Annotated in this window: 28 protein-coding genes and 1 other RNA gene; 15 read left to right on the forward strand and 14 right to left on the reverse strand. The window is 63.1% G+C overall.

Translation table 11 applies throughout. The annotated features are described in order from the left end of the window. Nucleotides 1-29 precede the first annotated feature (29 nt). Complete coding sequence (locus ABD928_RS03115; RefSeq protein ID WP_345165989.1) at nt 30-905, reverse strand: hypothetical protein; 876 nt, start codon at nt 903-905, stop codon at nt 30-32. A gap of 159 nt (nt 906-1,064) precedes the next feature. Continuing rightward, nucleotides 1,065-1,420: a transfer-messenger RNA gene (gene ssrA / locus ABD928_RS03120) on the reverse strand. A gap of 61 nt (nt 1,421-1,481) precedes the next feature. Between ssrA and ABD928_RS03125 the strand changes: the two genes are divergently transcribed. Both ABD928_RS03125 and ABD928_RS03130 read left to right on the forward strand, forming a co-directional pair. Next, a complete protein-coding gene (locus tag ABD928_RS03125; protein WP_187714392.1) occupies nt 1,482-1,763 on the forward strand; it encodes a hypothetical protein in 282 nt (93 codons plus the stop codon). Nucleotides 1,764-1,849: 86 nt separating this feature from the next. Further along, the gene (locus ABD928_RS03130) at nt 1,850-2,593 is read left to right on the forward strand and encodes an NUDIX domain-containing protein (RefSeq protein WP_345165991.1); all 744 of its coding nucleotides are present in this window, start codon (nt 1,850-1,852) and stop codon (nt 2,591-2,593) included. Nucleotides 2,594-2,698: 105 nt separating this feature from the next. Here ABD928_RS03130 and ABD928_RS03135 read toward each other — a convergent pair whose 3' ends face one another. Next, complete coding sequence (locus ABD928_RS03135; protein WP_187714393.1) at nt 2,699-2,971, reverse strand: SWIB/MDM2 domain-containing protein; 273 nt, start codon at nt 2,969-2,971, stop codon at nt 2,699-2,701. Between the two features lie 83 nt (nt 2,972-3,054). Next, nucleotides 3,055-3,858 carry an LD-carboxypeptidase gene (locus tag ABD928_RS03140; protein WP_345165994.1) on the reverse strand — a complete coding sequence of 268 codons (804 nt, stop codon included), beginning with the start codon at nt 3,856-3,858 and terminating at the stop codon, nt 3,055-3,057. A gap of 691 nt (nt 3,859-4,549) precedes the next feature. On the opposite strand from ABD928_RS03140, the gene ABD928_RS03145 reads away from it, so the two are divergent. From ABD928_RS03145 to ABD928_RS03160, 4 genes are read left to right on the forward strand one after another with little or no spacing between them, the layout of a single operon-like run. Next, nucleotides 4,550-6,259, forward strand: a complete 1,710-nt coding sequence (locus tag ABD928_RS03145) for an N-acyl-D-amino-acid deacylase family protein (RefSeq protein WP_345165996.1) — start codon at nt 4,550-4,552, stop codon at nt 6,257-6,259. A 27-nt stretch (nt 6,260-6,286) separates the two neighbouring features. Further along, a complete protein-coding gene (locus ABD928_RS03150; RefSeq protein ID WP_345165998.1) occupies nt 6,287-7,687 on the forward strand; it encodes a UDP-N-acetylmuramate--L-alanine ligase in 1,401 nt (466 codons plus the stop codon). Between the two features lie 22 nt (nt 7,688-7,709). Then, nucleotides 7,710-8,084 (forward strand): hypothetical protein, encoded by a 375-nt coding sequence (locus ABD928_RS03155; protein ID WP_187714394.1) that lies wholly within the window; start codon nt 7,710-7,712, stop codon nt 8,082-8,084. Continuing rightward, the gene (locus tag ABD928_RS03160; RefSeq protein WP_345166002.1) at nt 8,084-8,575 is read left to right on the forward strand and encodes a 5' nucleotidase, NT5C type; all 492 of its coding nucleotides are present in this window, start codon (nt 8,084-8,086) and stop codon (nt 8,573-8,575) included. The genes ABD928_RS03155 and ABD928_RS03160 overlap by 1 nt, the downstream gene beginning before the upstream one ends. On the opposite strand, the gene ABD928_RS03165 is transcribed toward ABD928_RS03160, so the two are convergent. After that, nucleotides 8,572-9,123, reverse strand: coding sequence for a hypothetical protein (locus tag ABD928_RS03165; protein ID WP_395622438.1), 552 nt, complete (start codon nt 9,121-9,123; stop codon nt 8,572-8,574). The two genes, ABD928_RS03160 and ABD928_RS03165, sit on opposite strands and share 4 nt — an antisense overlap. Before the next feature lie 196 nt (nt 9,124-9,319). Continuing rightward, complete coding sequence (locus ABD928_RS03170) at nt 9,320-9,544, reverse strand: hypothetical protein (protein ID WP_187715957.1); 225 nt, start codon at nt 9,542-9,544, stop codon at nt 9,320-9,322. Between the two features lie 170 nt (nt 9,545-9,714). Here ABD928_RS03170 and ABD928_RS03175 point away from each other — a divergent pair, with 170 nt between their 5' ends. After that, nucleotides 9,715-10,941, forward strand: coding sequence for a sensor histidine kinase (locus tag ABD928_RS03175; protein ID WP_345166005.1), 1,227 nt, complete (start codon nt 9,715-9,717; stop codon nt 10,939-10,941). Beyond that, nucleotides 10,934-11,686 (forward strand): LytR/AlgR family response regulator transcription factor, encoded by a 753-nt coding sequence (locus tag ABD928_RS03180; protein WP_345166008.1) that lies wholly within the window; start codon nt 10,934-10,936, stop codon nt 11,684-11,686. The genes ABD928_RS03175 and ABD928_RS03180 overlap by 8 nt, the downstream gene beginning before the upstream one ends. 75 nt (nt 11,687-11,761) lie before the next feature. Here ABD928_RS03180 and ABD928_RS03185 read toward each other — a convergent pair whose 3' ends face one another. From ABD928_RS03185 to ABD928_RS03195, 3 genes are all read right to left on the reverse strand, one after another. Next, complete coding sequence (locus tag ABD928_RS03185) at nt 11,762-11,902, reverse strand: hypothetical protein (RefSeq protein WP_187714397.1); 141 nt, start codon at nt 11,900-11,902, stop codon at nt 11,762-11,764. Nucleotides 11,903-12,102: 200 nt separating this feature from the next. Continuing rightward, nucleotides 12,103-13,401: a dicarboxylate/amino acid:cation symporter gene (locus tag ABD928_RS03190; protein WP_345166015.1), complete on the reverse strand. Its 1,299-nt coding sequence runs from the start codon at nt 13,399-13,401 to the stop codon at nt 12,103-12,105. After that, nucleotides 13,398-14,165 (reverse strand): class I SAM-dependent methyltransferase, encoded by a 768-nt coding sequence (locus ABD928_RS03195; protein WP_187714398.1) that lies wholly within the window; start codon nt 14,163-14,165, stop codon nt 13,398-13,400. Before ABD928_RS03195 ends, ABD928_RS03190 begins: the two co-directional genes overlap by 4 nt. A gap of 149 nt (nt 14,166-14,314) precedes the next feature. On the opposite strand from ABD928_RS03195, the gene ABD928_RS03200 reads away from it, so the two are divergent. Further along, entirely contained in the window at nt 14,315-15,064 is a 750-nt protein-coding gene (locus ABD928_RS03200) for a hypothetical protein (RefSeq protein WP_345166018.1), read from the forward strand. Between the two features lie 14 nt (nt 15,065-15,078). On the opposite strand, the gene ABD928_RS03205 is transcribed toward ABD928_RS03200, so the two are convergent. Together ABD928_RS03205 and ABD928_RS03210 are read right to left on the reverse strand one after the other, a co-directional pair. Next, nucleotides 15,079-15,888, reverse strand: coding sequence for a TonB family protein (locus ABD928_RS03205; protein WP_187714400.1), 810 nt, complete (start codon nt 15,886-15,888; stop codon nt 15,079-15,081). 41 nt (nt 15,889-15,929) lie between these two features. Then, complete coding sequence (locus ABD928_RS03210) at nt 15,930-17,507, reverse strand: flavin monoamine oxidase family protein (RefSeq protein ID WP_345166021.1); 1,578 nt, start codon at nt 17,505-17,507, stop codon at nt 15,930-15,932. A 157-nt stretch (nt 17,508-17,664) separates the two neighbouring features. Between ABD928_RS03210 and ABD928_RS03215 the strand changes: the two genes are divergently transcribed. Continuing rightward, a complete protein-coding gene (locus ABD928_RS03215) occupies nt 17,665-18,120 on the forward strand; it encodes a ferritin-like domain-containing protein (RefSeq protein ID WP_187714402.1) in 456 nt (151 codons plus the stop codon). A gap of 54 nt (nt 18,121-18,174) precedes the next feature. On the opposite strand, the gene ABD928_RS03220 is transcribed toward ABD928_RS03215, so the two are convergent. After that, nucleotides 18,175-18,867 carry a TetR/AcrR family transcriptional regulator gene (locus ABD928_RS03220; RefSeq protein ID WP_345166025.1) on the reverse strand — a complete coding sequence of 231 codons (693 nt, stop codon included), beginning with the start codon at nt 18,865-18,867 and terminating at the stop codon, nt 18,175-18,177. 120 nt (nt 18,868-18,987) lie between these two features. Between ABD928_RS03220 and ABD928_RS03225 the strand changes: the two genes are divergently transcribed. Together ABD928_RS03225 and ABD928_RS03230 are read left to right on the forward strand one after the other, a co-directional pair. Then, on the forward strand, nt 18,988-19,710 hold the full coding sequence (locus ABD928_RS03225; RefSeq protein ID WP_187714403.1) for a sterol desaturase family protein: 723 nt from the start codon (nt 18,988-18,990) through the stop codon (nt 19,708-19,710). 63 nt (nt 19,711-19,773) lie between these two features. After that, nucleotides 19,774-20,142 carry a cupredoxin domain-containing protein gene (locus tag ABD928_RS03230; RefSeq protein ID WP_187714404.1) on the forward strand — a complete coding sequence of 123 codons (369 nt, stop codon included), beginning with the start codon at nt 19,774-19,776 and terminating at the stop codon, nt 20,140-20,142. On the opposite strand, the gene ABD928_RS03235 is transcribed toward ABD928_RS03230, so the two are convergent. Further along, complete coding sequence (locus ABD928_RS03235) at nt 20,139-21,278, reverse strand: alpha/beta fold hydrolase (protein ID WP_345166030.1); 1,140 nt, start codon at nt 21,276-21,278, stop codon at nt 20,139-20,141. The genes ABD928_RS03230 and ABD928_RS03235 overlap by 4 nt on opposite strands. A gap of 176 nt (nt 21,279-21,454) precedes the next feature. Between ABD928_RS03235 and ABD928_RS03240 the strand changes: the two genes are divergently transcribed. After that, the gene (locus ABD928_RS03240) at nt 21,455-21,856 is read left to right on the forward strand and encodes a hypothetical protein (RefSeq protein WP_345166033.1); all 402 of its coding nucleotides are present in this window, start codon (nt 21,455-21,457) and stop codon (nt 21,854-21,856) included. Nucleotides 21,857-21,879: 23 nt separating this feature from the next. On the opposite strand, the gene ABD928_RS03245 is transcribed toward ABD928_RS03240, so the two are convergent. Continuing rightward, nucleotides 21,880-22,245 carry a PilZ domain-containing protein gene (locus ABD928_RS03245; RefSeq protein WP_345166037.1) on the reverse strand — a complete coding sequence of 122 codons (366 nt, stop codon included), beginning with the start codon at nt 22,243-22,245 and terminating at the stop codon, nt 21,880-21,882. A 176-nt stretch (nt 22,246-22,421) separates the two neighbouring features. Between ABD928_RS03245 and ABD928_RS03250 the strand changes: the two genes are divergently transcribed. Both ABD928_RS03250 and ABD928_RS03255 read left to right on the forward strand, forming a co-directional pair. Beyond that, complete coding sequence (locus tag ABD928_RS03250; RefSeq protein WP_223276275.1) at nt 22,422-22,868, forward strand: VOC family protein; 447 nt, start codon at nt 22,422-22,424, stop codon at nt 22,866-22,868. A 69-nt stretch (nt 22,869-22,937) separates the two neighbouring features. Further along, nucleotides 22,938-24,110 carry a DUF1996 domain-containing protein gene (locus ABD928_RS03255; protein WP_187714408.1) on the forward strand — a complete coding sequence of 391 codons (1,173 nt, stop codon included), beginning with the start codon at nt 22,938-22,940 and terminating at the stop codon, nt 24,108-24,110. Nucleotides 24,111-24,349 lie beyond the last annotated feature (239 nt).

Consider the following 24,349-nt stretch of genomic DNA (forward strand, 5'->3'; position numbering starts at 1 on the left):
CGAGGCAAATCGCGTTCGACGAACGCGGCTTACTGCAGACGGACGAGCGCCTCCGGGATCTTGCTCGACCCGGGGCCGACTTCCCAATGGACCTGCTTGCCGAGCGCGTGCGGCGACGTGCCGTCCTCGCTGTTGTTGGTCGCAATCTCACCGTCGGTGACGATGGTAAAGCGGCCCTGCGCCCTGGACACCGGACCGTCCTTCATCTGGCTCGCGGCGGCGGCGCCGGCGCGAGCCCCGAGCGGCCCTGCCCCACCAGTGAAAGCAGGCGCGTTGACGAACACAGAACCGTCGGCGCGTCGCCGGATCGCGATGAAGGGAATGATTACGTCATTGTCGGGCAGAGCGGGGAAGACGAAGTCCTGCGTCGCGCGCCCTTCGAAATGATAGTCGACGTCATAGACGCCCTTTCCGCGATAGGTGACGGAGCGATATCCGGCATATTTGCCGAGCTTGGTTGCGAAGGCTCTGGCGGACTCGTCGTCGAACCCTGGAAGGCCGAACATCTTCGCCATGTTCTCGGCGTCTTCGCGCTTGGATTTCACGCGCTCGGCCGATTGCTTTTCGTATTCGCCCTTAGCCTTGGCAAGCTCGGCCGCAGTGCAGGGGCGCACTGAATCTTCGCCCGGAGGCGGCTCTTCCGTGACCTGCATGGACCCCTGAACCGAGGTTAGCACCCGCGTGCTCCCGTCCTTGTGGCAGCGCAGAAATTCGTTTTTCCACGGCTCGACCTTGGCCTCCGCATCCGGCGGGGTCTGGAGGACGATCTCGCCCTTGTAATCAAGGATGAAATTGCCGTCCTTCTTCAGCGTCAGGTCGGACGCGAATTTGCCCGGGCCCCAAAGGCAGCCGGTCAGCAGTAGCGGCGCGGCCACTGCGAAAATGCGCTTTCCCCAAGTGTGCATGGCGTACCCCCTTGCAAGGACGCTAGCCAACCATTCTCGTCATTGCGAGCGTGGCGAAGCAATCCAGACGTTGGCTGCATTGCCGCGTCGCCTGCGGCTCCTCGCAATGACGGAAAGGAAAGTGGGGAGCTTCTGTTGCCCGGTGCTCCCCGTACCGCTGGAATCCCCTTCTGTTGCCCGGTGGGGTCCGACCGCGCTTTTGTCTTTGTAACTTAGACCGTTAGGCCGTCAGTTACGCAGCAATTGCGAGCGCCTCGTTATCGTTGGCACTTGTGTGAATGAGCCGTCACGGTGGCATCCATACCGATCGGCAACCGCGTCTTTATTACACTCGTCGATCCTATTTCGCCCCCGTCAGCAACCGCCGGATTTCGCCCGGTTGGCGGCTGGTGGTGGAGGCGCCGGGGTACTGCCCCCCGGGTCCGAAGTGTCTATTCCACGCGACAGTCTACCGACATAGCCGGGTTGCCCCGGCAGGGACCAAGATAGGGATTTCGGAACCTCGGGACAAGTTTGCATGGGTTTTGCAGCGTTGCTATGCGTGACCCGATACAGAACGCCTTTGGGGGTAAGTCGATGAAGAAGCTTGGTTTTCTGCTTGTTGGGACCGCGTCGCTGGCTCTCGCCGCGTGCGGCAGCAAGGACTCGGACACGCTGAACGAAGCCGAGGCCGCGAATGTCGAGGCGAACGCGCTCAACGATCTCGCCGCCAATGCCGCCAATGCGGAGATGGAAGCGCTCGGCAACCAGCAGCAGCAGCTCGATGCCGAGAATGCGGCCAACGCAACGGTCCCTGAGACGGTGGACGGCAACCTGACCAGCCCGTCGAAGGTCGAGGACGACGTTCAGGGCATGTAATCGCCCACGATGGAATGGCTGAGGCCGTCGTCCCTGCGGGGCGGCGGCCTTTTTCTTTGCTCCGCGCACGCCTAGGTCGCTTGGTGATGAGCGATGACGCCATACCCGCCGCGACCGTGATCATCGTTCGCGAGAACGGCGAGCAAGTGCCCGAGATCCTGATGGTGGAGCGCGCCGCGGGGATGGCCTTCGCCGGCGGTGCCTGGGTCTTCCCCGGCGGGCGCATCGACGAAGCGGACCGCACGCTCGGTGACCGTTTCGCCTTTGATGGCGCCGCCAGGATCGCCGCAGTCCGCGAGGCCCTCGAAGAAACCGCGATTCCGGTAGGACTTACACCGGTTCCTTCCAGCGATCTCTCGGCCGGTTTGCAGCGCGAATTGCTCGCCGGCCGGGCACTCGAGGATCTCACCGGGGAGCACGGTCTGAACCTGTCCCTAGATGCCCTGACGCCACTCGCCAGGTGGGTGCCCCGCTTCCATGCCACCCGGCGCTTCGACACCTTGTTTTATGTTGCGCGCGCACCGGACGGCGACTGGCAGCCCAACGTGCTGGAGCACGAATGCGCGGGCGCGCACTGGACCACCGCCGCCAATGCCCTGGACCGCGACAGCCGCGGTGAAATTCAGCTGATCTTTCCGACCCGTCGTACGCTTGAGCGGCTAGCGCAGCATTCCAGCTTCGACGAGATCGTCGCCGACGCCGGATCGCACGCCATCGAACCGATCAGCCCGTGGGTCGAAGAAATCGACGGGGAAAGGTTCATCACGATCCCCGAGGGCATCGGATTCCCGGTCACGCGGGAAAAGCTCGAGGGTCTCTGGCGCGGCTAGCGGCCGGACGGTCGCTGCGATCTCTTCCGAGTCGCGTGCTCGTCACAATAAAAAGGGGACCCACAGTCGCCTGCGAGTCCCCTGTTCGCCTCAAGGGCGACGCTTCTACTTCAGGTGGTTCGAAAGGTGCTTATTCATTTCGAACATCGTCACGCGGTCCTTGCCAAAGACCTTGCGAAGCTTGTCGTCAGCGACGATTTCCCGCTTGTTCTGAGGGTTTTGCAGGTTGTTCTTGCGAATGTGATCCCACACCTTCGAGACAACCTGGCTGCGCGGAAGCGGATCGCTACCGGTGATTGCAGCGAGATCCGCTGAAGGCTGAACCGGCCTCGCCAGTCCGCCGCCTGCTTTCCGCCCCGACCCTGATTTTTCTGCCATAACGGCCCTCCTGTTGTTCTCTGATTGATAGAGCGGAAAGAGTCGCTCTTGGCAATGCGTTTTCAGAGGGAAACTCGGCGATTTTACAGTCGGAACGGAACGACTCGGTTCAGGACGTCGTGACCGATGTCCGCGCGCCCTCCGAATGGCACTCCGGATCGCTTGCACCACTCATGCACGATCGCGACTTCGTCACGCCCGAAATCGGGGTCGTTGTCGGGGATATCCCCCACTCTCCCGAGCCGCAGACGCGCCACCTTCCGGATGTTCGCGCTGCCCGTCACATGGAACATCGTGCGGTCAATGCGATAGTGATGCTCGCTCACATCCTCGATAAGCAAATCGACGCCTGTGAAGTCCGGTTCGAGCACCGTGCCGAGCAGGGCCGCGAGCACGGTCAGATTGAATGCCATCGCTGGAGACTGGAGGTCGGGCTCCAGCGCTGACGGGTCGCGATTGACGATCCAGTCGAGCGCCCGGCTTACCGCCACTTCACCCCCCTCGCGCATCAGGTCCTGCGGCATCGGCCCCCAGGCTACGTTCAGTCCGGCCTTGTGAAATCCCGCGTGGAGAAATCCCGCGTCGCTGTAGCCCATGTACAGTTTCGAACGCGCCGCATCGGGGAGATGCTTGAGCGCGGCCTCCGCGATCCGGTTCGATCCGTAGCCGCCGCGCGCGAACCAGACCGCGCCGAACTCCGGATCCTTCATCACCTCGATCAGCGCCGACAGACGCTGGTCGTCGGTCCCCGCGAAATGCCCGTCCGACAGGAAGCATTGCGGATGGATGGCAAGCTCGCAGTCGCCGCGCTTGGCAACCAGCGCTTCAAGTCGCTCCGCGGCCTCGCGCGACAGCGTGCAGCTCGGAGCAACGACGGCAATCTTCATCCCCGCTGCTTAGGGTGAGACCGCGAGCCTCCGCAATGGGTGGGACGCCGTCGACACCTGCAAATGGCGACTTTGGGCGGAGAACGGACATTCTGTGGTAGGCTGGCTCGATGAGTAGCCGCCGAAAGAGCGTACTGGTCGTTCTGACTGTGGCGGCGATGGCGAGTTGTCGCCCCGGCGAAAGACCCTTCCTTCAAGTCCAGTTCTGTCTCACGGAATCAGCAGGAGCAGACGAACTTAAGCGTGTGCTTCGGCAAATCGCCCGCGACGAGGAAATGGAATTCGGAGACCGCAGCGCCGAAACGAACGAGGAACTACGGGCAATGGGGAACAGCCTGGCGCCCGAGGTCGAGCGATCCTTTCCAATAATCAACGTTTTTGTGCGTCGCGGCGACATCGGAGTGGGAGGTGGGAACGTCGGCCTAGGTCCAAACCAAGTGGCTTTGGGGTTTAGTCGCGACACTACTGAAGGGCGTCTCTTTGCAAAACGAACGGTTCATCGCCTTCAACAAACGTGGATGCTGGTAAAGGTGCCAAATGATCGGGGCGCGTTCCCGCTAAAGAATTGCCCCCCTGCCGCCTAATGGCAGGTTGAGTTCGAAAGCTGCCATTAGCCTCCAATGCCGCCCACATCTTGGCGGTGGCGTCGTGGGCCAAGTTGGTGCAGCTTTGGGTCCGACAGGGGGACCTCATGAAGACAAGAATTGCGTTCGCATTGGCCGTCACCGGCCTGCTGTCGTCGTCGGCGCTGGCGCAAGCGCCCTCCGACTACGATTTGCTGATCGACAACGGCACGATCTACGACGGCATGGGCGGGACGCCGTTCACCGGTGACGTTGCGATCAAGGGTGACAAGATCGTCTACGTCGGGCCGCAGGCGCCCGGCGCGGCAACGAAGACCATCGACGCCACCGGCATGGCCGTCTCGCCCGGCTTCATCAACATGCTGAGCTGGGCGGTGGAAAGCCTGATCCAGGATGGCCGCGGCCTCAGCGACACAACGCAGGGCGTTACGCTCGAAGTCTTTGGCGAGGGCGATTCCATGGGTCCGCTCAACCCGAAGATGAAGAAGCTCGCCGTGGCGCGGCAAGGCGACATCAAATATCCGATCGAGTGGACGACGCTCGGCGAGTATCTGACCTACCTCACCAGGAAGGGGATCACGCCCAACGTCGCCTCCTTCATCGGCGCGACCACGGTCCGCATGCACGAACTTGGCGAAGGTGATGTTGACCCGACGCCGGAGCAGTTGGCCCGCATGCGCGCGCTTGTCCGCGAAGCGATGAAGGAAGGCGCACTCGGGGTCGGCTCGTCGCTGATCTACATGCCGGCCTATTTCGCCGAGACGCCCGAGCTGATCGCGATCACCGAGGAAGCCGGCAAGTGCGGCGGAATGTACATCAGCCACATGCGCAACGAGGGCTACAAGCTGCTCGAAGCGATCGACGAGCTGATCGAGATTTCGCGCAAGTCGGGCGCGCCCGCCGAAATCTACCACTTCAAGCAGGCCGGGGCGGAGAATTGGCCCAAGCTCGACGAGGCGATCGCGCGCGTCGAAAAGGCCCGTGCCGAGGGCCTGCGGATCACCGCCGACATGTACACCTATCCGGCCGGTGCGACAGGCCTCGACGCGGCCATGCCGGTCTGGGTCCAGGCAGGTGGGCTGGAACAATGGATTGCGCGGCTGAAGGACCCGGCAACGCGGGCGAAAGTCATCGCGGAGATGAAGGATCCCAAGGCCGATTGGGAGAATCTCGTGCTGCTTGCCGGAGGTCCCGAGAAGGTGCTGCTCGTCAGCTTCAAGAACCCGAAGCTCAAGCCGCTGACGGGAAAGACCCTCGCCGAGGTCGCGAAGATGCGCGGCAAGAGCCCTGAAGAGACCGCAATGGACCTCGTCATCGAGGACGGCAGCCGCGTAGGCACCGTCTATTTCCTGATGAACGAGGACAATGTTCGCCGCGAGACGGCATTGCCGTGGATGAGCTTCGGCTCCGACGCCGAGTCCCAGGCGCCTGAAGGCGTCTTCCTCAAGTCGAGCACCCACCCCCGCGCCTACGGCAACTTCACGCGCGCGCTAGGAACCTATGCCCGCGACCAGAAGACCGCACCGCTGGCCGACATGATCCGGCGCATGACCTCCCTCCCGGCGACCAACATCGGCATCAAGGGTCGTGGAGTATTGCGCGATGGCTATTATGCCGACGTCGTCATCTTCGACCCCGCCAGGATCCAGGACCATGCGACGTTCGAAAAGCCGCAGCAGCTGTCGACCGGAGTCCGCGACGTTTTCGTGAACGGCACGCAGGTTCTGAAGAACGGGCAGCACACCGGCGCAAAGCCGGGCCGTTTCGTGCGCGGGCCGGGCTGGACCGGCTGGGCGGACGGAGGCGCTTGCAAATAAGCGTCCGCCCAATAGGGCCGTGTGGCAATGACTGAATCCAACGTCTTCTTCTGCGGCATCGGCGGCAGCGGCATGCTTCCGCTGGCGTCGATCGTCCGCGCAACCGGCGCAAAGGTCGCCGGCTCAGATCGCTCGCTCGACGCCGGCCGCGTTGCCAACAAGTTCGCTTATCTCCGCTCGCTCGGCATCGGCCTGTTTCCTCAGGACGGGTCCGGGCTCGCGCCGGGAATGACCCTGGTGACGTCTGCGGCCGTCGAGGAAACGGTGCCCGACGTCGTCCGCGCCCGCGAGCTTGGCCTGGACCATCTCACCCGCCCGCAATTCCTCGCCCAGTTGCTCAATGACGCACAGCGGAGCGTCGCTGTGGGCGGCACCAGCGGCAAGTCGACGGTGACGGGCATGATCGGCTGGATCCTCAACGCCACGCACCGCCAGCCGACGGTGATGAACGGCGCGGTGATGAAGAACTTCGTCACTCCATCCGCACCCTTTGCCAGCGCACTTGTCGGCGATCCGGAATTGTTCGTCAGCGAGGTCGACGAAAGCGACGGCTCCATCGCGCTCTACAGGCCGGAAGTCGCGGTGCTGACCAACATCAGCCTCGACCACAAGGAAATGGACGAGCTGCGGTCCCTGTTCGCGTCATTCCTGCTGCGCGCCCGCCGCGCTATCGTGAACCTCGACGACCCCGAGACGCGCGCCATCGCCGACGCCATCCCGGCCGACCAGCGCATCGGCTACGGCTTCGACGCCCCAGGCGCCGAATTCATGGGCAAGAATTTGGAGCTGCTGCCGGGCGGAAGCACCTTCACCGTGATCGCCGGCGACGAGACTCACGACGTCCAGCTCAATGTCCCCGGCCGCCACAACGCGTCGAATGCCCTCGCTGCAATTGCCGCGACGCGAGCGCTCGGCGTTGCGCTAGCGGATTCCGCAGCGGCACTCGGCCGCTTCGAGGGGTTGAAGCGCCGGCTGGAAAACGTCGGGACGGCTGGTGGAGTCACGGTCATTGATGACTTCGCGCACAACCCCGACAAGATCGACGCATCGCTTGCGACCCTGCGTGCGCAGCCCGGCCGGTTGCTGATCATGTTCCAGCCGCACGGTTATGGGCCGCTGACCAAAATGGGCGAGGAGCTTGCCGACAGTTTCGCCAAGGGTCTCGCGCCCGACGACCGCCTCTATCTCCCCGACCCCGTCTATCAAGGCGGCACGGTCGAACGCACGCGGGGATCGGATTGGCTGGCCGATCAGGTCCGCGATCGGGGCGGCCAGGCGGAACATATCGCGGATCGTGCCGCGATCGGCGAAGCGCTGCTGGCCGAGGCGCGCGACGGCGACCGCATCGTCATCATGGGCGCGCGCGACGATTCCCTCAGCGAATTCGCCGTGCTTCTCGTCGAGCGTCTCGCCCAACGGAACTCCTGAGCCGGTTTGGCGTCGGGCAGGCATGGCCAAACCCGGCAGCGTCACCGGATGGCTCCTTGCGGAAGACGACCGCAAGAAGCTGTTGCGACAGTTCCCGCCCAAATTCGAAAACGCAGTCGCGCATCACGTGACAGTGCGGACGGAAGCGGAGCACGAGTCGATCCCGCCGGAAGTGACCGCGCAGATCGTCGGGAGGACGGACGACGGAAAAGGCGTCGAGGCCATGGTGGTGACCATCGACGGCAGCACCGATCGCGCAGACGGATCGACCTATCACATCACATGGTCGCTGGCGGAAGGGCGGCGCGCTCGCGAGAGTAACGACGTCCTGAAGGAGCGTGGCTGGAAGGAGCTGGATCACCCGATCGCGATCCATCTTCGGCCGGCGCGAATCTAATGGCGAAGCAGCCTCATCTTTTCCTGGATTGCGACGGGGTGCTCGCGGACTTCGACGCCGGCGCGAAGCTGCTGCTGGGAATGAGCCCGACGCAGTTCGAAGCACGCCATGGCCGCGGTGAGTTCTGGAAGCGACTGGCCCGCCACGGCAATTTCTACGGCGACCTCAAGCAAATGCCGGACGCCCAAGATCTGTTTCAGGCCGTGAAGCACCTCAAGCCGACGATCCTGACCGGGGTGCCGCTAGGAACCTGGGCCGCGCCGCAGAAGGAACGCTGGGCGAAGAAGCATTTTCCAGGCGTGCCGATCATCACGACGCTCGCCCGCAAGAAGCATCTCCATATGGAGCGTGGCGACGTCCTGGTCGATGACCGTCAGAACCACCGGCACTTATGGGAGCATGCCGGGGGCGTGTTCATTCATCACAAGAATGCGGAAGACACGCTTCGCGCGCTCGCGGACATCTATCCGTCAGTGAAAGCGGACGCCTAGGCGGCCTGTTGCAGGTCCACCTTTTCGACCCACTCCGGCCAGAACACCGGCTCCCGGTTCGACCAGCCCGGCGCCGTCGCAGCGCTCTCGCTGATCGACTGGAGCAGGGTCCGGCGACGGTCCGGATGCAGGTGCGGCAGCGCCGCAGCCGAACAGAACGAGGCCGGCAGCCACGGACGGGCCGAAGCACCCACCAGCCGCTCGTAGAGAAAGCGGAATGCCGCGAAGTTCGGCAGGCGGTCCTGGCCGAGATCGAACGCGGCGAGCGTGATCAGCATGCCCATGAACGGCTCGATCATGTCGAGGCCGCTGTCGTCGGGCACCTGCATGCGAAGATGGTCGAGCTGCTTGTAAATTCGGGATTGTGCGCGGATCGAGGCGGCTTCGCCTTCATCTCGGGCCCAGCATTCGATCGCATCGCGACGGCCGTAAGCCACATCCAGCGAGCGGCGAATGTAGCGCTGCGTCGCCTTAGGGAAGCTTGCGAACTCCTTCATCTCAGAGATCAGCAACGCGCCGTTTGCTGGCTGGCTGGTCCGCGTGATCATCACCCCGACTCCTTAGTCCCACCGGCAGGATGATGCGGCCGCAGTAGTTGCGGTTTGCTTAACCACTTATCCCACCCCCATTCAGATTGAATCAGACGGTGGGCATGACAGCAACGTTAAACTTTAACGACTCGTCGCAAAACGATGCCGCTGTTGATTCCGGGCAACTGAATTGGGGATAAGTCCCCGTCAGAGCCTAATTTTTGTCGGGAAATCCGGAAGACGGCACCGGTTCGTCGCTGCCCGGCTGGGCCGCGGAGGGCGGATCGGATGCGTCCATCGATTCGTCGCTTCCGACATCGACCTTGGCTTGCTCGCAGCCTGGATTTTCCTTCAATTTGTCCTCGAGATCCTTGCCCGGTGGGTTGGAGATCACTGGCGGCGGAACCTTGGATTTCTCGTCCCTGGCCTGGTCGTTCATATGGATGTCCTTCGGCGAATCGTTTCGAAGGCTGAACGAGCAATGCGTGGCTGCGTTCCTGCACTCGCCCCGTTTATCTGGCGTTCAGCTTCGACGAGCCGCCGCGACGCTTCTGCCAAAGGCCAGGCGGCAATTGCGACGGTGCGAATTGCGTGATTACTAACAGCCAAATGCAAGCATTCTCGCCCAGCCCCGCCGACGACATCGAGCAGGGCCGATTTTCGGACTGGCCGCTGGCGCTGAAGTCGATCCTCGGCTTCTGGTTCGTCTACGCCTTGACCGTCGCCGCCCGGGCCCTGATGGGCACCGACGCCTTTACCGTCCTGTTCAACAAGCTGATCATCATCGGCATCGGCATTTTGCTGACTGGCCTGATCTACGTCCTGATCGCCACCTTCGCGGGCACTTCGAACATCAGGCGCAAGGCAATCGTCGCCGGCATCGCGTCCGCGCTCGCCTCGATCGGCATGGCCGGCGCCTTCATCGCCATCGAAGACCTGATGCGCGAGCCCAAGGAAGTCTTCCGTTACCAATCGCGCGAAGGCTTCGTCATCATCGAGAAGGGCCATACGCTGACCGTCGAGCGTCGTGCGCAGGAGCCGCTGGTCGTCACCTGGCCGCGAATGGGGCAGCTCGATGCCTACAAGCGCGTCCGTTACGCTGCCGACACCGCCGTCGTCTGGCTGTTCTTCTTCGCGGCGTGGAGCGCCTTTTATCTCGCGACCAAGGCGCAGGCCGAAGCGCTCACCGCCCAGCGGCGCGCAGTCGAGGCGGAAAGCGCCGCCCAGGCCGCCCAGGTCCGGGCCCTCCGCTACCAGATCAACCCGCACTTCCTGTTCAACACGCTGAACTCGCTTTCCTCGCTGGTCATGAGCGGCCGGCCCGAGGAAGCGGAGAACATGATCCTCAAGCTTTCGACGTTCTTCCGGTCCAGCCTGTCGCTGGATGCATCGGCGGACGTGACCCTCGCTGAGGAAATCGAGCTGCAACGCCTGTACCTCGACATCGAGAAAGTCCGCTTCCCGCGCCGGCTGAAAGTCGAGATCGATATTCCCCAGGAGCTCCGCAGCGCGCGGGTCCCCGGCCTCCTGCTCCAGCCGCTTGTCGAGAATGCGATCAAATATGGAGTGTCCGGCACCCGCGACACGGTCACGCTGACGATCCGCGCGGCCGAGGCCGGGCCGGGCCGTTTCACCATCGAAGTGCAGAACAGCGGCGCGGAAGCCAATTCGAGGAGCCGCAACGGCAAGCCGGACGGCACCGGCGTCGGCCTGACCAATGTCTGCCAGCGCCTCGAAGCGCGCTTCGGTTCGTCCGCGAAATGTGAGTTTGGCCCAACCGCCGACGGTGGTTATCGTGTCTTCCTGACACTGCCGCTGGATCGCTCGGATGGATGAAGAGCAGCCGCTGAGGCTTCTGATTGCCGATGATGAACCGCTGGCTGCCGAGAGGCTCCAGCTGCTGTTGGCGCAGTGCCCGGAAGTCGACCTGATCGGCACCGCGAGCGACGGCGAAAGCGCCGTTCGCATGGCCGAAGCGCTGAACCCCGATCTCCTGCTGCTCGACATCGAGATGCCGGGCCTCGACGGAATCGAGGTCGCCCGAGCGCTCGCCGCGAAGAAACCTTCGGCCGTCGTGATCTTCATCACCGCCTTCGATCAGTTCGCAGTGGCCGCGTTCGAGGTCGAAGCCGTCGACTATCTGATGAAGCCGGTCACGCCCGACCGGCTCAACCGCGCCCTGAAGCGCGCCCGCGACCATCTCCGACGGCGCGAAAAAGCGCCCGCAGCGAAGCCGGCATCGACATCGCCTTACCTGGAAGAGTTCTGGGCATCGGATCTTTCAGGCCTCGTTCGCATCGCCTCGCGGGACGTCGACCGCGTCTCGGCCGAGCGCGATTACATGCGCCTCCACGTCGGCCGGCGCAGCTGGCTGATCCATCATTCGATGAATGCGCTCGAGGAGGGCCTCGATCCCGAACTGTTCGTGCGCCTCCATCGCTCGGCGATCGTTCGAAAGGACTTCATCGCCGGCTTCTCGCGCAATCCCTCCGGTCGCTGGATCGCTCGCCTCAGCGACGGGACGGAACAGCCGGTGGGCCGCCTCTACACCGACAAGGTCCGTACGATCGCCCGGCGCTAAAGCATTTGCCCGGCTGCCGCGCCTGAGGAGAGGCGCCGCAACCGGACTTCTGCAATCTGAATTTCGCTGGGCGGGCTAGGCGCGCAGCGTGGGCGTTGCGACAGCCGCGGCCGAAGCCACCTGCTTTCCAACCTCGCCCGCTTGCCCCTGGGTCACCGTCGGCAGCACTAGACCGGCCGAGGCGACGGCGGCTGCGATAATCATCAACAGTTTCATCGTCTCGCTCCCTTGATTTGCGGCGCGGCGGCCTATCGGGGAAGTCGAGGGGTGATCGAACCGCCGCGTCGCACGATCCCGCTACGACGAAGGTTCACGTGCGTCCCGTGCGGCTCGACCAATGCCGCGTGGCCGTCTGCGACCGTTTACATGTGTCGACGAAGGCCGTTCGTCTGGCGGCAGTTCGACGAACGCCCGATCTAGTCCTCGCTTGAAACGGACTCCGTGCTCTTGTTCACAACGGTGGTCACGGCGACGTCCAGCGTGACGTTGCCGAGCGTGCGGAAGATGTCCGGCACCATCTCCACCGCCACCAGCAATGCGAGGGGCGCGATCGGCACACCCAAAGCCATGGCAATGGGCGCGATCGAGCTGATGAAGCTGACTTCGCCGGGCAGGCTAACGGCGCCGTAGCTCATCACCGCGCCGACCGCCGTCGCAGCGATCATCTGCGCCATGGTCGGCTCATACCCAAGCCAATGCGCGACGTAGAATGCGACTGCGGTGTTCATCGCCGGTCCCGTTGCGCGGAACAAAGCGACCGCCAGCGGCAACGTGACGTCCGCAACCTGCTCCCGGACGCCGAGCACCTTTGCAGCCCCGAGCATCGCCGGCAGCGAGGCAAGCGAAGATCGCGTGGAAATGGCGACGCTCTGCGGTGCGATGAGCCCTTTACTGAATGTGGCAAGACCAATCCGGCCCCAGATCAAGGCAATCGGATAGGCCCACAGAGTAACCAGCACGCCAATTGCGGAGATGACGAGAATGTAATGCCCGAGCCCGGCAAACGCAGCGCCGCCAGCGCTCGCACCGACGCTGAATGCGAGCGCGAAGACACCGAGCGGCGCGATCAGCAGCACCCAGCCGATGATGATCAGCAGCGCATCCGCGATCCCCTGGAACAGCTCGACGATAGAGCGCCGGCGGGTGACGTCGATTCGTGCAACCGCCAGTGCGAACAGCAGAGCGAACACCACGAGCGGAAGCACGTCTCCATTGGCGGCGGCCGAGATGACATTGCCGGGGATGACGCCTTTGAAGAAGTCGATCGCGGCGGGCATCGGTCCCGAGGCCACCGACTGATCGAGCCCGGCAAGGCCGGCCTGCATCGCCTGGGCCTGCGCTTCCGGAAGCGGGACCGCGCCCGTCAGAAGCGTCACCGCTACTGCTCCGAAGATCGCGGATGCCGTGCAGAGGATGACGATCCACAGCACCGATCGGGCCGCGATCTTTCCTGCGCGCGCCGCCTCGGCCCCCGCCGCGACGCCTGTGATCAGAAGCGCGACGACGAGCGGAATGACCGTCATCTTCAGCGCGTTGAGCCACAGGCGGCCGATCAGGCTGGTGGCCTGAAGTGCAGGCTCGCGGAGGCCGTCGCCAGTGCGTTGGGCGATGACCCCGGCGATGAGCCCGAGGATCAAGGCGATCAGGACGAGATAAGGCCGCCCTCCACGAATTGGCTTGGCGGCGGCCTCTTCGGCCCGATCGGCTGTGGTCATTTAGGCTTCCGGAACTTGTAGACGAAACGGTCGGTCTTGCCGCGGATCTTCGCGTCGAAGACCAGCAGGCTATGGTCGTCCGCGGGGTTGCGAAGCAAGTCGCTTTCCGCCTCCAGCTTGAAGCCGGCTTTTTCGAAATCCGCCTTGACCACCGCCGGATCGATCCGGTGATACTTCTCGACCGTCTCGCGGGTGTCGCCCGGATTACCGACGTGGTCGATGACGCCGACGATGCCGCCCGGCTTCATCGCTTCATAGAGCGTCTTCACGAAGACGTCGGGATCCATGCGGACGACGCCGTACTTTGCGCTCTCCCAATAGACGTCGTGATAATTGAGGTTGATCATCGCAAAGTCGTAGGACTTGGCCGGCAGGGAGATTGCCTCGAACGGCTGCACGATCATGTGCGTGTTCGGCGTCTTCGCCTGGAACGCGGCGAACTTCTCCTGCGTCTCCTTGCCGTAGAACTGGTTGGGCTCCCACACCGTCACGTGCCCGGCCTTGCCGACGGCGGGCGCCATGATTTCGGCCCAGTATCGATTGCCGCCGAACAGGTCGATTGCCTGCATCCCGCTTTGCAGCCCGAGGAACTTGAGCACCTCGGCAGGCTTGCGGGATTCGTCGAGCTTCACATTGTCTTCGCTGCGGCTGGAGGTCGCGGCGACGGCGGCCGCCACATCGGCCGGCTTCGCGACCGCGATCGTGGCCAGCGTCGACCCACTCGCCAGAGCCAGCGAAAGGCCGAGCAATTTTATGGTTCGCATTGGGATTCCCCCTTGTTGATGTGCCGTCCGGCTATCTGGCCTTCGCGGCGGCCAACAATCACTCTTCTGTAAACGTGCAGCATGGCGCGCCCAAGGGATTATCGTTAGGACTGTGCTCCCAATCAGCCATGATCTTTGGGGGAAGTGCAATGGCTACTGTTGCTTCGTCGGCCGCCGATCTTCAATCCCGCGAGCGCCGTTTTTACACGCGGATGGCGCTGTTCCTGACCGCGCTGGTTTTCGTTGGCTTCGCGCCTAGCTTCTACCTGCGCGGAATCGTCCCCGAATACCCGCGCCCCAACCCGACCCTTCCGCCCTGGGTTATTTTCCACGGATTGCTGTTCACGCTCTGGATGCTGGTCTTCGTCACCCAGACGCAGCTCGTCGCCGCTGGCCGCCGCGACATTCACATGAAGCTTGGCGCGGCATCGATGTTCCTCGCCATCGCCATGATCCCGGTCATGTATCTGACAGGCGTGTGGCAGGTGGTCCGCAATAACGTCCCGCCCTTCACCACGCCGCTCGACTGGACAGCGCTCCCCCTCCTCGCGATGCCTGCTTTCGCATTCCTCGTCTGGCAGGGCTGGAAACGCCGTCGCGAAGCGCAATGGCACAAGCGTCTTATGCTCGGCGCGGCGATGGTCGTCGTGCTCGGTCCCAGCTTCGGCCGAATTCCGCTAGCCCCACCGGTCAAGGCCCTCTTCGCGGTTCAGATGATCGTGACCCTAGCCTTCTTCCTGCCCCTGTTCATTTGGGACAAGCGCACGCTCGGCAAAACGCATCCCGCGACAAAGGTCGCGTTCGGTACCTACGCGCTGGCGACGCTCGCCGCTGTTGCGCTGATCGTCAGCGGCACCTGGGCGCCGATCGCAGCGCGGTTGCCGGGGGTTGGGGGTTAGTCCCGCCGCTAGACCTAGCCTTCCAATCGCCATGACATGCGTTGGGTAAACGAGCTTTTGGCTGGCTTGCCCGACTGGTCGATGGCCGGCGAGAACGTCGCGCGTTCCATGATCACGCCACACGTTCGCGAGTCGAGCAAAGCACTTCCGCTGGTCTGAAGCACAGAGCAATCCTTCGGCATTCCCGTTTCATCCACCAAAATGAGAACGCGTATCGAGCCCTGCTGATTCAGCCTTTGTGAAGTCAGAGGATAATCGTCGCCTGACACTACGGCGGTCCTCTGGAGATTGCCTGTCGCTCCAGCGCGGAGTTTCGCTTGGCGTTCATCCCCAATGTTCCAACGATCCTGTAGCCGATCCACGCATCCGTTCAGCTCGGTGAGAACGGGTTGGGGCAGGGGCCCGAGATCGAATTCGTCATTGAGCCCTTCCTGAATCGCGATTTTCACAGATTTCGCCGTTCGGGCCGCAGAGGATTGCGCTGTGCCAAGATTGATAAGGTGGGTGACGCGCTTGTTGCCACTCGTGGGATAGCTAAGCGAACTTTCGGTGAAACTCTGCCCATCAAAGGTCAGCGTCGCATCAGATTGCAATTGCCCTTTGCGGTATCCCGAACGAAGGATCGCTAGCTGATAAGTGCTTTCTGTCGGCGCAGCCTTCAGAGCCAGCGTAATCGGCTTCTTGGGATCGCCGTACTGTCGGGTTACGAGGCAACGCAAATCCGAGGCTTCCACTTTCCAGGCACCAATTGGCGGAGCAGCAAAGGCCGACTGGGAAACCCCGGCGAACGCCACCGATGCCACGAGCAAGACGCGGATAATCATCAGCTGATCTCCCCAACATCACCGAGCGAAACGGCAATACGCTAGGCCGCGGCAGCCTTGCCAGCCCTCTCGGACGCCATCGATTGCACTAGCTTCAGCGCATGTTGCGCCGACAAAGCGGAACCCTCCTGCCACAGGCCGAGATACGACAAATGCTCGCCGGCGAAGACGATCGGTCCCTCCGGCTTCAGCAGTTCGGTGTATTCGCTCCCGCGCGGCCCCTCATCGCCGAGACCGCCGCCCCACAGCGCTCCGACACCTTCCGAATAAGGCACCTGGCCCCAGTTCACGGCCAATGGGCTTTCCAGCAGTTGGGACTTGCCGGGGTGAAGCGCTTCGATCGACTCCCGGCTGACCCGAATCTGGTCGGCGATAGGGAGTTTCACGAAAGCGTCGGGCGTATTGTCGTGCGTCCAGCCCGCGACATAGGCGCCGACGATGACTCCCCGCGCCGAGTGATGACCGCTGCTGGGATAAAGGACATTCTCGTTCAGCTTGTCCGTCCAGGCGAGGCCCCCATAGACTCCGTCGGCCTCCCAGAAGCGAGGCGACTCGAACGCAACCTTTGCGCTTCGCAAAATGTTGACCTTCTTCAACGCAGCCTTCTTGGCGGGTGAAAAGTCGTTTGGCACTCGCTCCAGGATGTTGGCCGGCAGCGTGACAATCGCGAAGTCGGCTTCGGTCACTCCGCCCGCATGTTCGATCCGCACCCGGTCGCCGACCCGGCGGATCGCGTTGACCGGGGTGTTGAGGCGGACGCTCGGCTTCACCTGCTCGTAGATCCCGTAGGATATGCGATCCATGCCTCCGACCGGCTGCAACATGGTCGGCTGCATATCGATGATCGCCTGGAAGATTTGGGGAAACGCAGCCCCGCGGTTCGGCAGCATTTCCCTGATCGTCAGCGGGTCCAGCGCCTTTCCTGCCTGAGTGTAGCCACCCGGCCATTCGGAATAGCCGGAGCTTGGCTGGGCAACCAGAACGCCCTTCTCGTTGAGGCCGCCGTAGAACCGCAGGAACTGGCGAAACTGGCCGAGCTCTTCCTTGGGCATGGCGGCGTTCAGCGCGTTCTGGTCGATCGCCTTGGCCAGCAGCTCGGCGATGCGGCCCTGCATGTCATTGACCATCTGCCGGCCCGGACGGACTTTCCCGCCAAAGTCCCAGCCGGTCGCCATGTGGCTGTTGACGAAGGTCTCCATCGGGACGTTGAAGCGGCGGGCATAGCCGAGGATCGCGTGGTGCCACGAAGGGATGCGCGCCGGTCCCGCGTTGAAATACAGCCCCTCCGAAAAGTTCGCCCGCTGCGCCGGCCGGTCGATCTGGATCAGCGGGTCGTTGCCGCGGATCGTCCAGGCGCGCCCGCCGACACGGTCGCGCGCCTCGAGAACGGTGACTTGATAGCCGGCCTGCTGAAGCTCATAGGCCGAGACCAGCCCGGCGATCCCCGCGCCCAGGATGACGACCGAACGCCCGTTTCCCGAGGCCTTGGGCAACGCGAAATCCGCCGCTGACGCAGCCGACGGCATCGACAATCCGAGCATCTGCATCGCTGCGAGCGCCGCCCCCGCTCCGCCCACCGTGCCGACACGCATAAGCACTTCACGCCGACTGATCGCCATTCGTCTGCCCCCTGTTTCGACTCGCTCCATCCCCCAGCTGTTCGGCAGGATGCCAAGGATTTGCGGTCGATGCCTCATTTATCCGCCGGCCCACGCATCGCCTCGGCTGTTCGCGCGTTCTTCCAACAACTTAACCCAAGGACAGTGGAGCTTCCGGATGGAAAACAAGGACCAGATCAGCACTCTCAACACGCTCATTGCCACCACAATCGATAGCATCACGGGTTACGAGGATTCCGCCCAGAACGTCGACAGCGAGCGACTGCGGGAGATCTTCCGCCGCAACGCCGACGAACGCCAGGAAGTCGTCAGCAGCCTGCGCGAGGAAGTGCGCCGGCTCGGCGGCGATCCGGAAGAGTCGGGCTCATTCCTCGGCAAGGCTCACCAGCGTTTCGAGGACCTGAAGGCGGCCATCACCGGACGCGACGAAAAAGCGATCGTCAACGAGGTCGAGCGCGGAGAAGACTATCTGAAGGAGAAGTTCGAAACCGCCCTCGAAAGCGGCGACCTCACCGGCGACAGTCGCGCGACCGTCGAGCAATCCTACCAGACGGTCCGCCGCGGGCATGACCAGATCAGCCAGCTCAAGCACGGCATGGAAGCGGGCGCCTGACCCTCGACTCAGTTTAGCGAATATGCGGCGGCGTCTTCGGGCGCCGCCGTTTCTTCATGCGCCGAACAACAGCTTCACGTGGTTGCGGAACAGCCGCGTCTGGCGTCCCATCAAACCAGGATCGGCAAGCGCCTTCGACAGGATAATCGCCCCTTCGACCGTCGTCGTTAGCGTATCGGCGAGGCCTTCAAGGTCGACCTCCACCTTTGCCGGATGCACCGCCGCGATCTCGTTCAGCCAGCCCGAAAATCGGCCGCGCATTCGCAGCAGGTAGGACGTGTTCATCTGGATCACCTCGGCGTCGAACAGCCGCTCCTGATAGGTGACACTGGCCACCATGCAGCCAGGGTGCAGCGTCTCCATGTCGTCCATCATCTGGGCGTAGAGATTGAGGAAGATGAGAAAGGCCTGCAGCGGATCGTCCGACAGTTCGCGCGCCCGTCCCTCCAGCGTCTCGATGATCTTCTCGTCTTCGGAAAGGAAGCGGTCGAACAGCTGCCGCGCCATGTCGTTCTTGTCGCGGAAATGGTAGAAGAAGCCGCTTTTCGTAATGCCCGCCGCCTCGACCAATTCCTCGATCGATGTCGCCGCGAACCCCTTCTGGACGATGGCATCGTACGCGACGTCGAGGATCTTCTCTCGCGTGCGCTCGCCCTTGGTCTGCGCGCTCGACTCCAACTGTACCGCAGGTCCAGTTTTCTCCATCAGCTTGTCGACCATGAGCGCGTTGTCCCCCGCGAGACTCACTACAAGTCACTGAATCTCTGTGTTTTTGCAAGAAGGCACGCCCTAGAGACCGTGCTCCTGCTAGAGATGGTATAGACCAATTGGGTAAATCCGTCCCCACAACCAGGATCGGGGAAGACGATGATCGGACTGTACCACTACATTGCGCTGGGGTTCTTCGTCGGTTTTGCCGCGCTCGAGCTGTTGCTCGCCGGGCGCAAGTTCCCGCCGGTTGCCCATTGGCGGCTGCAGGGCACGGCCTTCACCCTCCTCTATTTCGCGCTTGCGACTTACGCGCCATTGTTCTGGGACGGATGGCTCGGCGAGCACCGCCTCTTTGCCGCGGATACCCTGCCCCTGTGGCTCCAGATCGTCGGAGGATTCCTCCTGCTGGAGCTCGGCATCTACGTCTGGCACCGGACTATGCACAACGTGACGTTCCTGTGGCGCTGGTTCCACCAGATGCATCACAGCCCGGAGCGCGTGGACATCTGGGGTGCGCTCTATTTCCACCCATTTGATTCGATCGGCTGGGCCTTCCTTGGGAGCCTCGCTCTGGTTCTCGGATTTGGGGTCAGCGCGGAAGCAGCCATTGCCATCAACGTGATCGCGACGTTCTACGGCATGTTCCAGCACCTGAACGTCCGTACGCCGCACTGGCTCGGCTACATCATCCAGCGCCCGGAAAGTCATTCGGCGCACCACGAACGCGGCGTCCACGCACGGAATTATTCGGACCTGCCGATGTGGGACATGATCTTCGGCACGTTCCACAACCCGAAGGAATTCACCGGCGAGTGCGGCTTCTACGACGGCGGTTCGAAGCGCGTCGGCGACCTGCTTCGGGGCAAGCTGATCGCCTGATCTCAGTCGTCCGGCGTTCAGGAACATGTGGTAAGAGCGTGAACCCCGGAAGGAGTTTCGCCGATGCGCCGTCTCCTGTTGCTAGTCCCCGCTCTCATGATCGTCGCTCCAGCCGCGATCGCCGCGCCGCCAGTGCAGACCATCTCGCTCTACAGCTACGGCTACAAGCCCGGCCCGATTGCCTTGGCAGCCGGTCAGGAAGTGACCCTCAAGTTCGTCAACACGGCCGGCAAAGGCCACGACTTTACCGCACCCGATTTCTTCGCCCATTCGAAGATCGTCTCGGGCGACGTGAAACAGGGCGAAGTCGACCTCAAGGGCGGCGAGACGAAGACGGTCACGCTCGTACCTTCCGCCGGCGAGTACAAGGTTCACTGCGGACACCCGTTCCACTCGACCTTCGGGATGCACACGACGATTGTCGTACGTTAGAGGCGACGGCAGTCGCTCGGCGCGGGCCGGCCGGCGAAGCGGTCCTGAATCCAGCTAAGCGTTTCCGTTGCGCTGTCCTTGGCGCTGGTTGCATGACCCGGCCCGCTGATCGTGATGTATTTCAGGCGGGCGCCGGACCGGCACAGTGCCTTCGAATGTGCGAGCGTGACGGCCGGCGCTACCAGATCGTCCTTTGGGTTTTGCGCGATCAGCAAAGGCACTCCGAAATCGTGCGTGGTCGGACTGTTGCGATGAGCGAGCGAGGCCCAGGGCTCAATGCGACCCAAATCCAAAGTCTTCCATCGGCTCTGCAAGGTAGCGACGCCCAGAATCGTCCCAAGCTTCGGCTTGGAGTTGAGCTCGATGCAATTGTTCTGCGCCAGCCGCTTCAGGATGCGCTGAGACTGTGCACCGCCGAACGGCGCCAGTGAAGCGTGGTAACGCTGGTTCCAAGTGTAGCCGATGTACGCGGTGAAGAAGGTCCGAACCGATTTATTCGCGCTCTGCCGCAGGTTCTGCACGAGATCCGTGGGCGGAGCGGCGGCGGCCACTCCAACGAGCTGCAGCTCGGGCGCGTAACGGGCCGAAATCTGACCGGTCCACAGTGCCGCATGACCGCCCTGGGATTCACCCCACACCGCGTAACGGCTCCCGGCCGCAGCGCCCGGAATGGACCGCGCCGCCCGCACCGCATCCAGCACCGAGCGGCCTGTATCAACCCCAACCAGGAACGGATGGACGCCGTCCGAGCCGAGCCCGGGATAGTCGGGCGCGACGACGACATAACCGCTCCGGACTGCTTCAAGCCCGGGAGTCGCATTCCAGAAATTGGGGCTCAGGGACGGCGCGCACTTCGTTACCACGCCCCAGGTCCCGTGGGTCCAGGCCAGCACGTTTCGCGGCTGTGCTGGAATGGCCTCGCGCGGCGCAGCGACGATCCCCGTCGCCTGCACCGGCCGGCCATCGCCGAGCAGGGTCCAATAGCGGACCTTCCACGCCTGCATCCCGCCCGGCGTTTCCACGATTGGCTCGGCGCTGATCAGCGTGCCGGCGCGCCCCTGCGCCAACGCAGGAGATGCGGCGCTCAACATCAATGCCGGGATCAGGAAGGTGGAGATCGTCCGTACAGCGCGCATTCTGCCTCCTGCTGCCATGCGGCGAGACGCAACGCTACAACCCGTCCGGCTCGCCGACGGCCGGAGGCGAATTGCGTAACAGAAACATCCGTAGAAACCACTAGGCTGAAAGGCCGCCTCGCTTGCGTGTTTTCTCGATCTGGCAATAGTCAGCGAAACTGACTGGGGGATCGGCGATGCGCAGAGTCTTGCTGGCGCTTGGCGCAATCATGTTGATCGGGGCGACGTCGTCCGATGGGTCTCAGCGAACGCCGGAAACGCAGGCGAAGCTGGATTCCTGGCTGGCCGGGCGCGTGGCCGGCAAGCCGATGCGCTGCATCGCGCCGGACAAGACACGAAGCCCGATCGGGATCGACGACGGCACGCTGCTGTTTCGCGACGGCCCCCGCATCTGGCGCAACGACTTGCAGGCCGGTCAGGGCTGCTCGGATCTATCCGGACTTCGAACTCTGGGACGGGAGGGCAATCGCCTGCGGGTATGCCGCGGAGAGCGGCTGCTCGTCGTCGACATGCCCACCGGCTCCACTGTCGGCGCCTGCATCCTCGGCGACTTCGTCCCCTACGAGCGCGCCAAATAAGGGCACTCGCAGGAATCTCAGCGTCAGCAACCCATGACCCAATTGTCGAACGCGGCCCTGATTTCAGGGGGCAGGCCGCGAGCGGTCGACACTCGTAGCTTCAGACGCTCCACGTCCCCATTCGAAAGCGGAACGTCGAACGTCACTCCGCACTCGCCATGCTCCGACCAGGCGACCGTGCCGAAAGCCCTTACTTCTGCGATTGTGACGACCAGGTCTGCGCCCATCTTGGGAAGCAGTTGTCCGCTCAGCCGGGCACCCGTGGAGGACACGTCAACGACCAACACGGAATGCGATTCCGTGAGGGTCGTGATTACCGCGATCAGCGGCGCATCCGTCCTCGGCGCGGCCCGACGACCGCCACCGAAACTCTTTCCAAAAATACTCATACTCGGCCCTTACCTGGGCCCCCCACTCGAACCGCCCGTTTGGGCCGATTAACCTAAGCCTTTGTTCCCGGACGTGATTAACGGACGCCTGCGGGCGGCGCAGTATCTCTCGGGGGCGGCTGGAAAGGCAGCGACCGCTGGCTATTGTTCAATGTTCGTAGGATCGAGAAAGGCACATGATGTTTCTCAATGTCGATCACGTGACCATCGCAGTGGCCGACGCGGGCCCGGCCATCGCCTTCTTCGCCCTTCTCGGCTTTCGGGAGGAGCATGTGCTGACGATCGATGGCGGCGCTCCCGCGCACTACATGGGCATGCCGGAGATGAAGGCGCAGCACATCACGCTCGCGCTCGAAGGTGCGAACCCACGGTTCGAGATTCAGCTACTCGAATTCACGCCGACGCCAGGGACCGATCCCGGCCTGCATCCGACAAATCTTCGGGAACGGGGTTTCAACCATCTCGCGCTTCGGGTCGACGATCTGGGCGCTGCAGCAAAGCACCTCGAGGCCAATGGCGTCACCATGCTGAGTGAAGAGCTGGACTACATCAGCCGGAAGCTGCGGCTCTTCGAGGGTCCGGAGGGAATTACGCTTGAGTTGGTGCAGTGGGTTGGAAGCTGATTTCCCGTCTCGCGGCACAGCAGGATCGGTTCATGTTCTTGTTCGGCCCTTCCATGTAAGAGTCTCCGCATGCGTCGCCTGTTCATCTCCGCGCTGATCGTCCTTGTGGCAGCATTCACCGCAGGTCCCGCCGCTGTCGCGCAAACGCAGGCCCCCGCGGCCGCAGCCCACAACCCGCTTACCGGCGAGATTCCGATCAAGAGCGAGTTCGTCCTGTCGACGATGCTTCAGAAGTCGTGGGGCGAAGGCAAGATTCCGCCGTCCGCCGCGCCCGACGTGGTCGGAGCCTTCCGCTTTCAGTGCAACCCCGGCCACCTGCTCTACGACGACCCGATCGTTTATCCGGGCCAGCCCGGCAAATCGCACCTGCACCAGTTCTTCGGCAATCTCGATGCGGACGCTTATTCGACCTACCGTTCGCTTCGCACGAAGGGGAACAGCACCTGCGGTGGAGCGGTGAACCGTTCGGGCTACTGGCAACCCGCGATGCTCGACGGCAAGGGCAATGCGGTCCGCCCGATCTACACCACCATCTACTACAAGCGCCGGCCAAGCAGTGATCCAGTCTGCTGGGACCGCAAGCACTGGGCATACCAGGGCAAGTGCGTGCCGTTGCCCAACGGTCTCAAGTTCATCTTCGGGTACGACATGCTGACGAAATCCGCTCCAACCGGCTCGTTCGACTGGATCTGCGTGCACAAGGGCGAGCCGGTGCAGCAGCGCGCCTTTCCGACCCTTAAGAAGCTGGCCGATTCCGGCATCTGCCAGGTCGGCATGGAAATCTGGTCGCGAGGACATTCCCCGACCTGCTGGGACGGACAGAACCTCGACAGCCCCAACCATCGCACGCACGTCTCTTACGCACAGCGGGACATGGGCTCCGGACAACCGCGCTGCGACAACAAGCATCCCTACGTGATCGCCGATTTCCAGCTGAGCTCGGCCTACAAGATCTTGCCCGGCGACGACATTCGCCTGTGGTCCCTTTCATCGGACGCGATGGTCGGCAAGGAAGCGGGCGCCTCGTTCCACGCTGACTTCTTCATGGCCTGGGACCCGGACGCGCACGCGATGTGGGAAGGCCCGGACGGCTGCATCGAGCGGATGCTCAACTGCTCGGGCGGCGACATGGGGAACGGGTTGCAGATCATCGACGCCTGGGCCCGCGGCGACGAAGACCCCCACCTTGTCCCACTGTCGTCGATCCCCAATCACCAGATGGCGATGGCGCACGAGCACTAGTCATCTGAGGGAGCCAGCCGGCTCAGCGTGATCGCAAACCCCAAACAGAAATGGGGGCCGGCATTGCTGCCAGCCCCCACTGCGCCGAGCGAAGGATCTACCGGTTTTCAAGTCCAGATCCCGAGAGATCCGATCCAGAAATCCAAGTTCACCAGCTCAGGCGTCGCTTCCCATCAAATCGCTCCCTCGTGAGAGGAGCCTCGACCATCTACTGGACTGCGCCACCCGAGGGTTCGCTT

The organism is Sphingomonas daechungensis (genome assembly GCF_039543105.1).
GTDB lineage: Bacteria > Pseudomonadota > Alphaproteobacteria > Sphingomonadales > Sphingomonadaceae > Sphingomicrobium > Sphingomicrobium daechungense.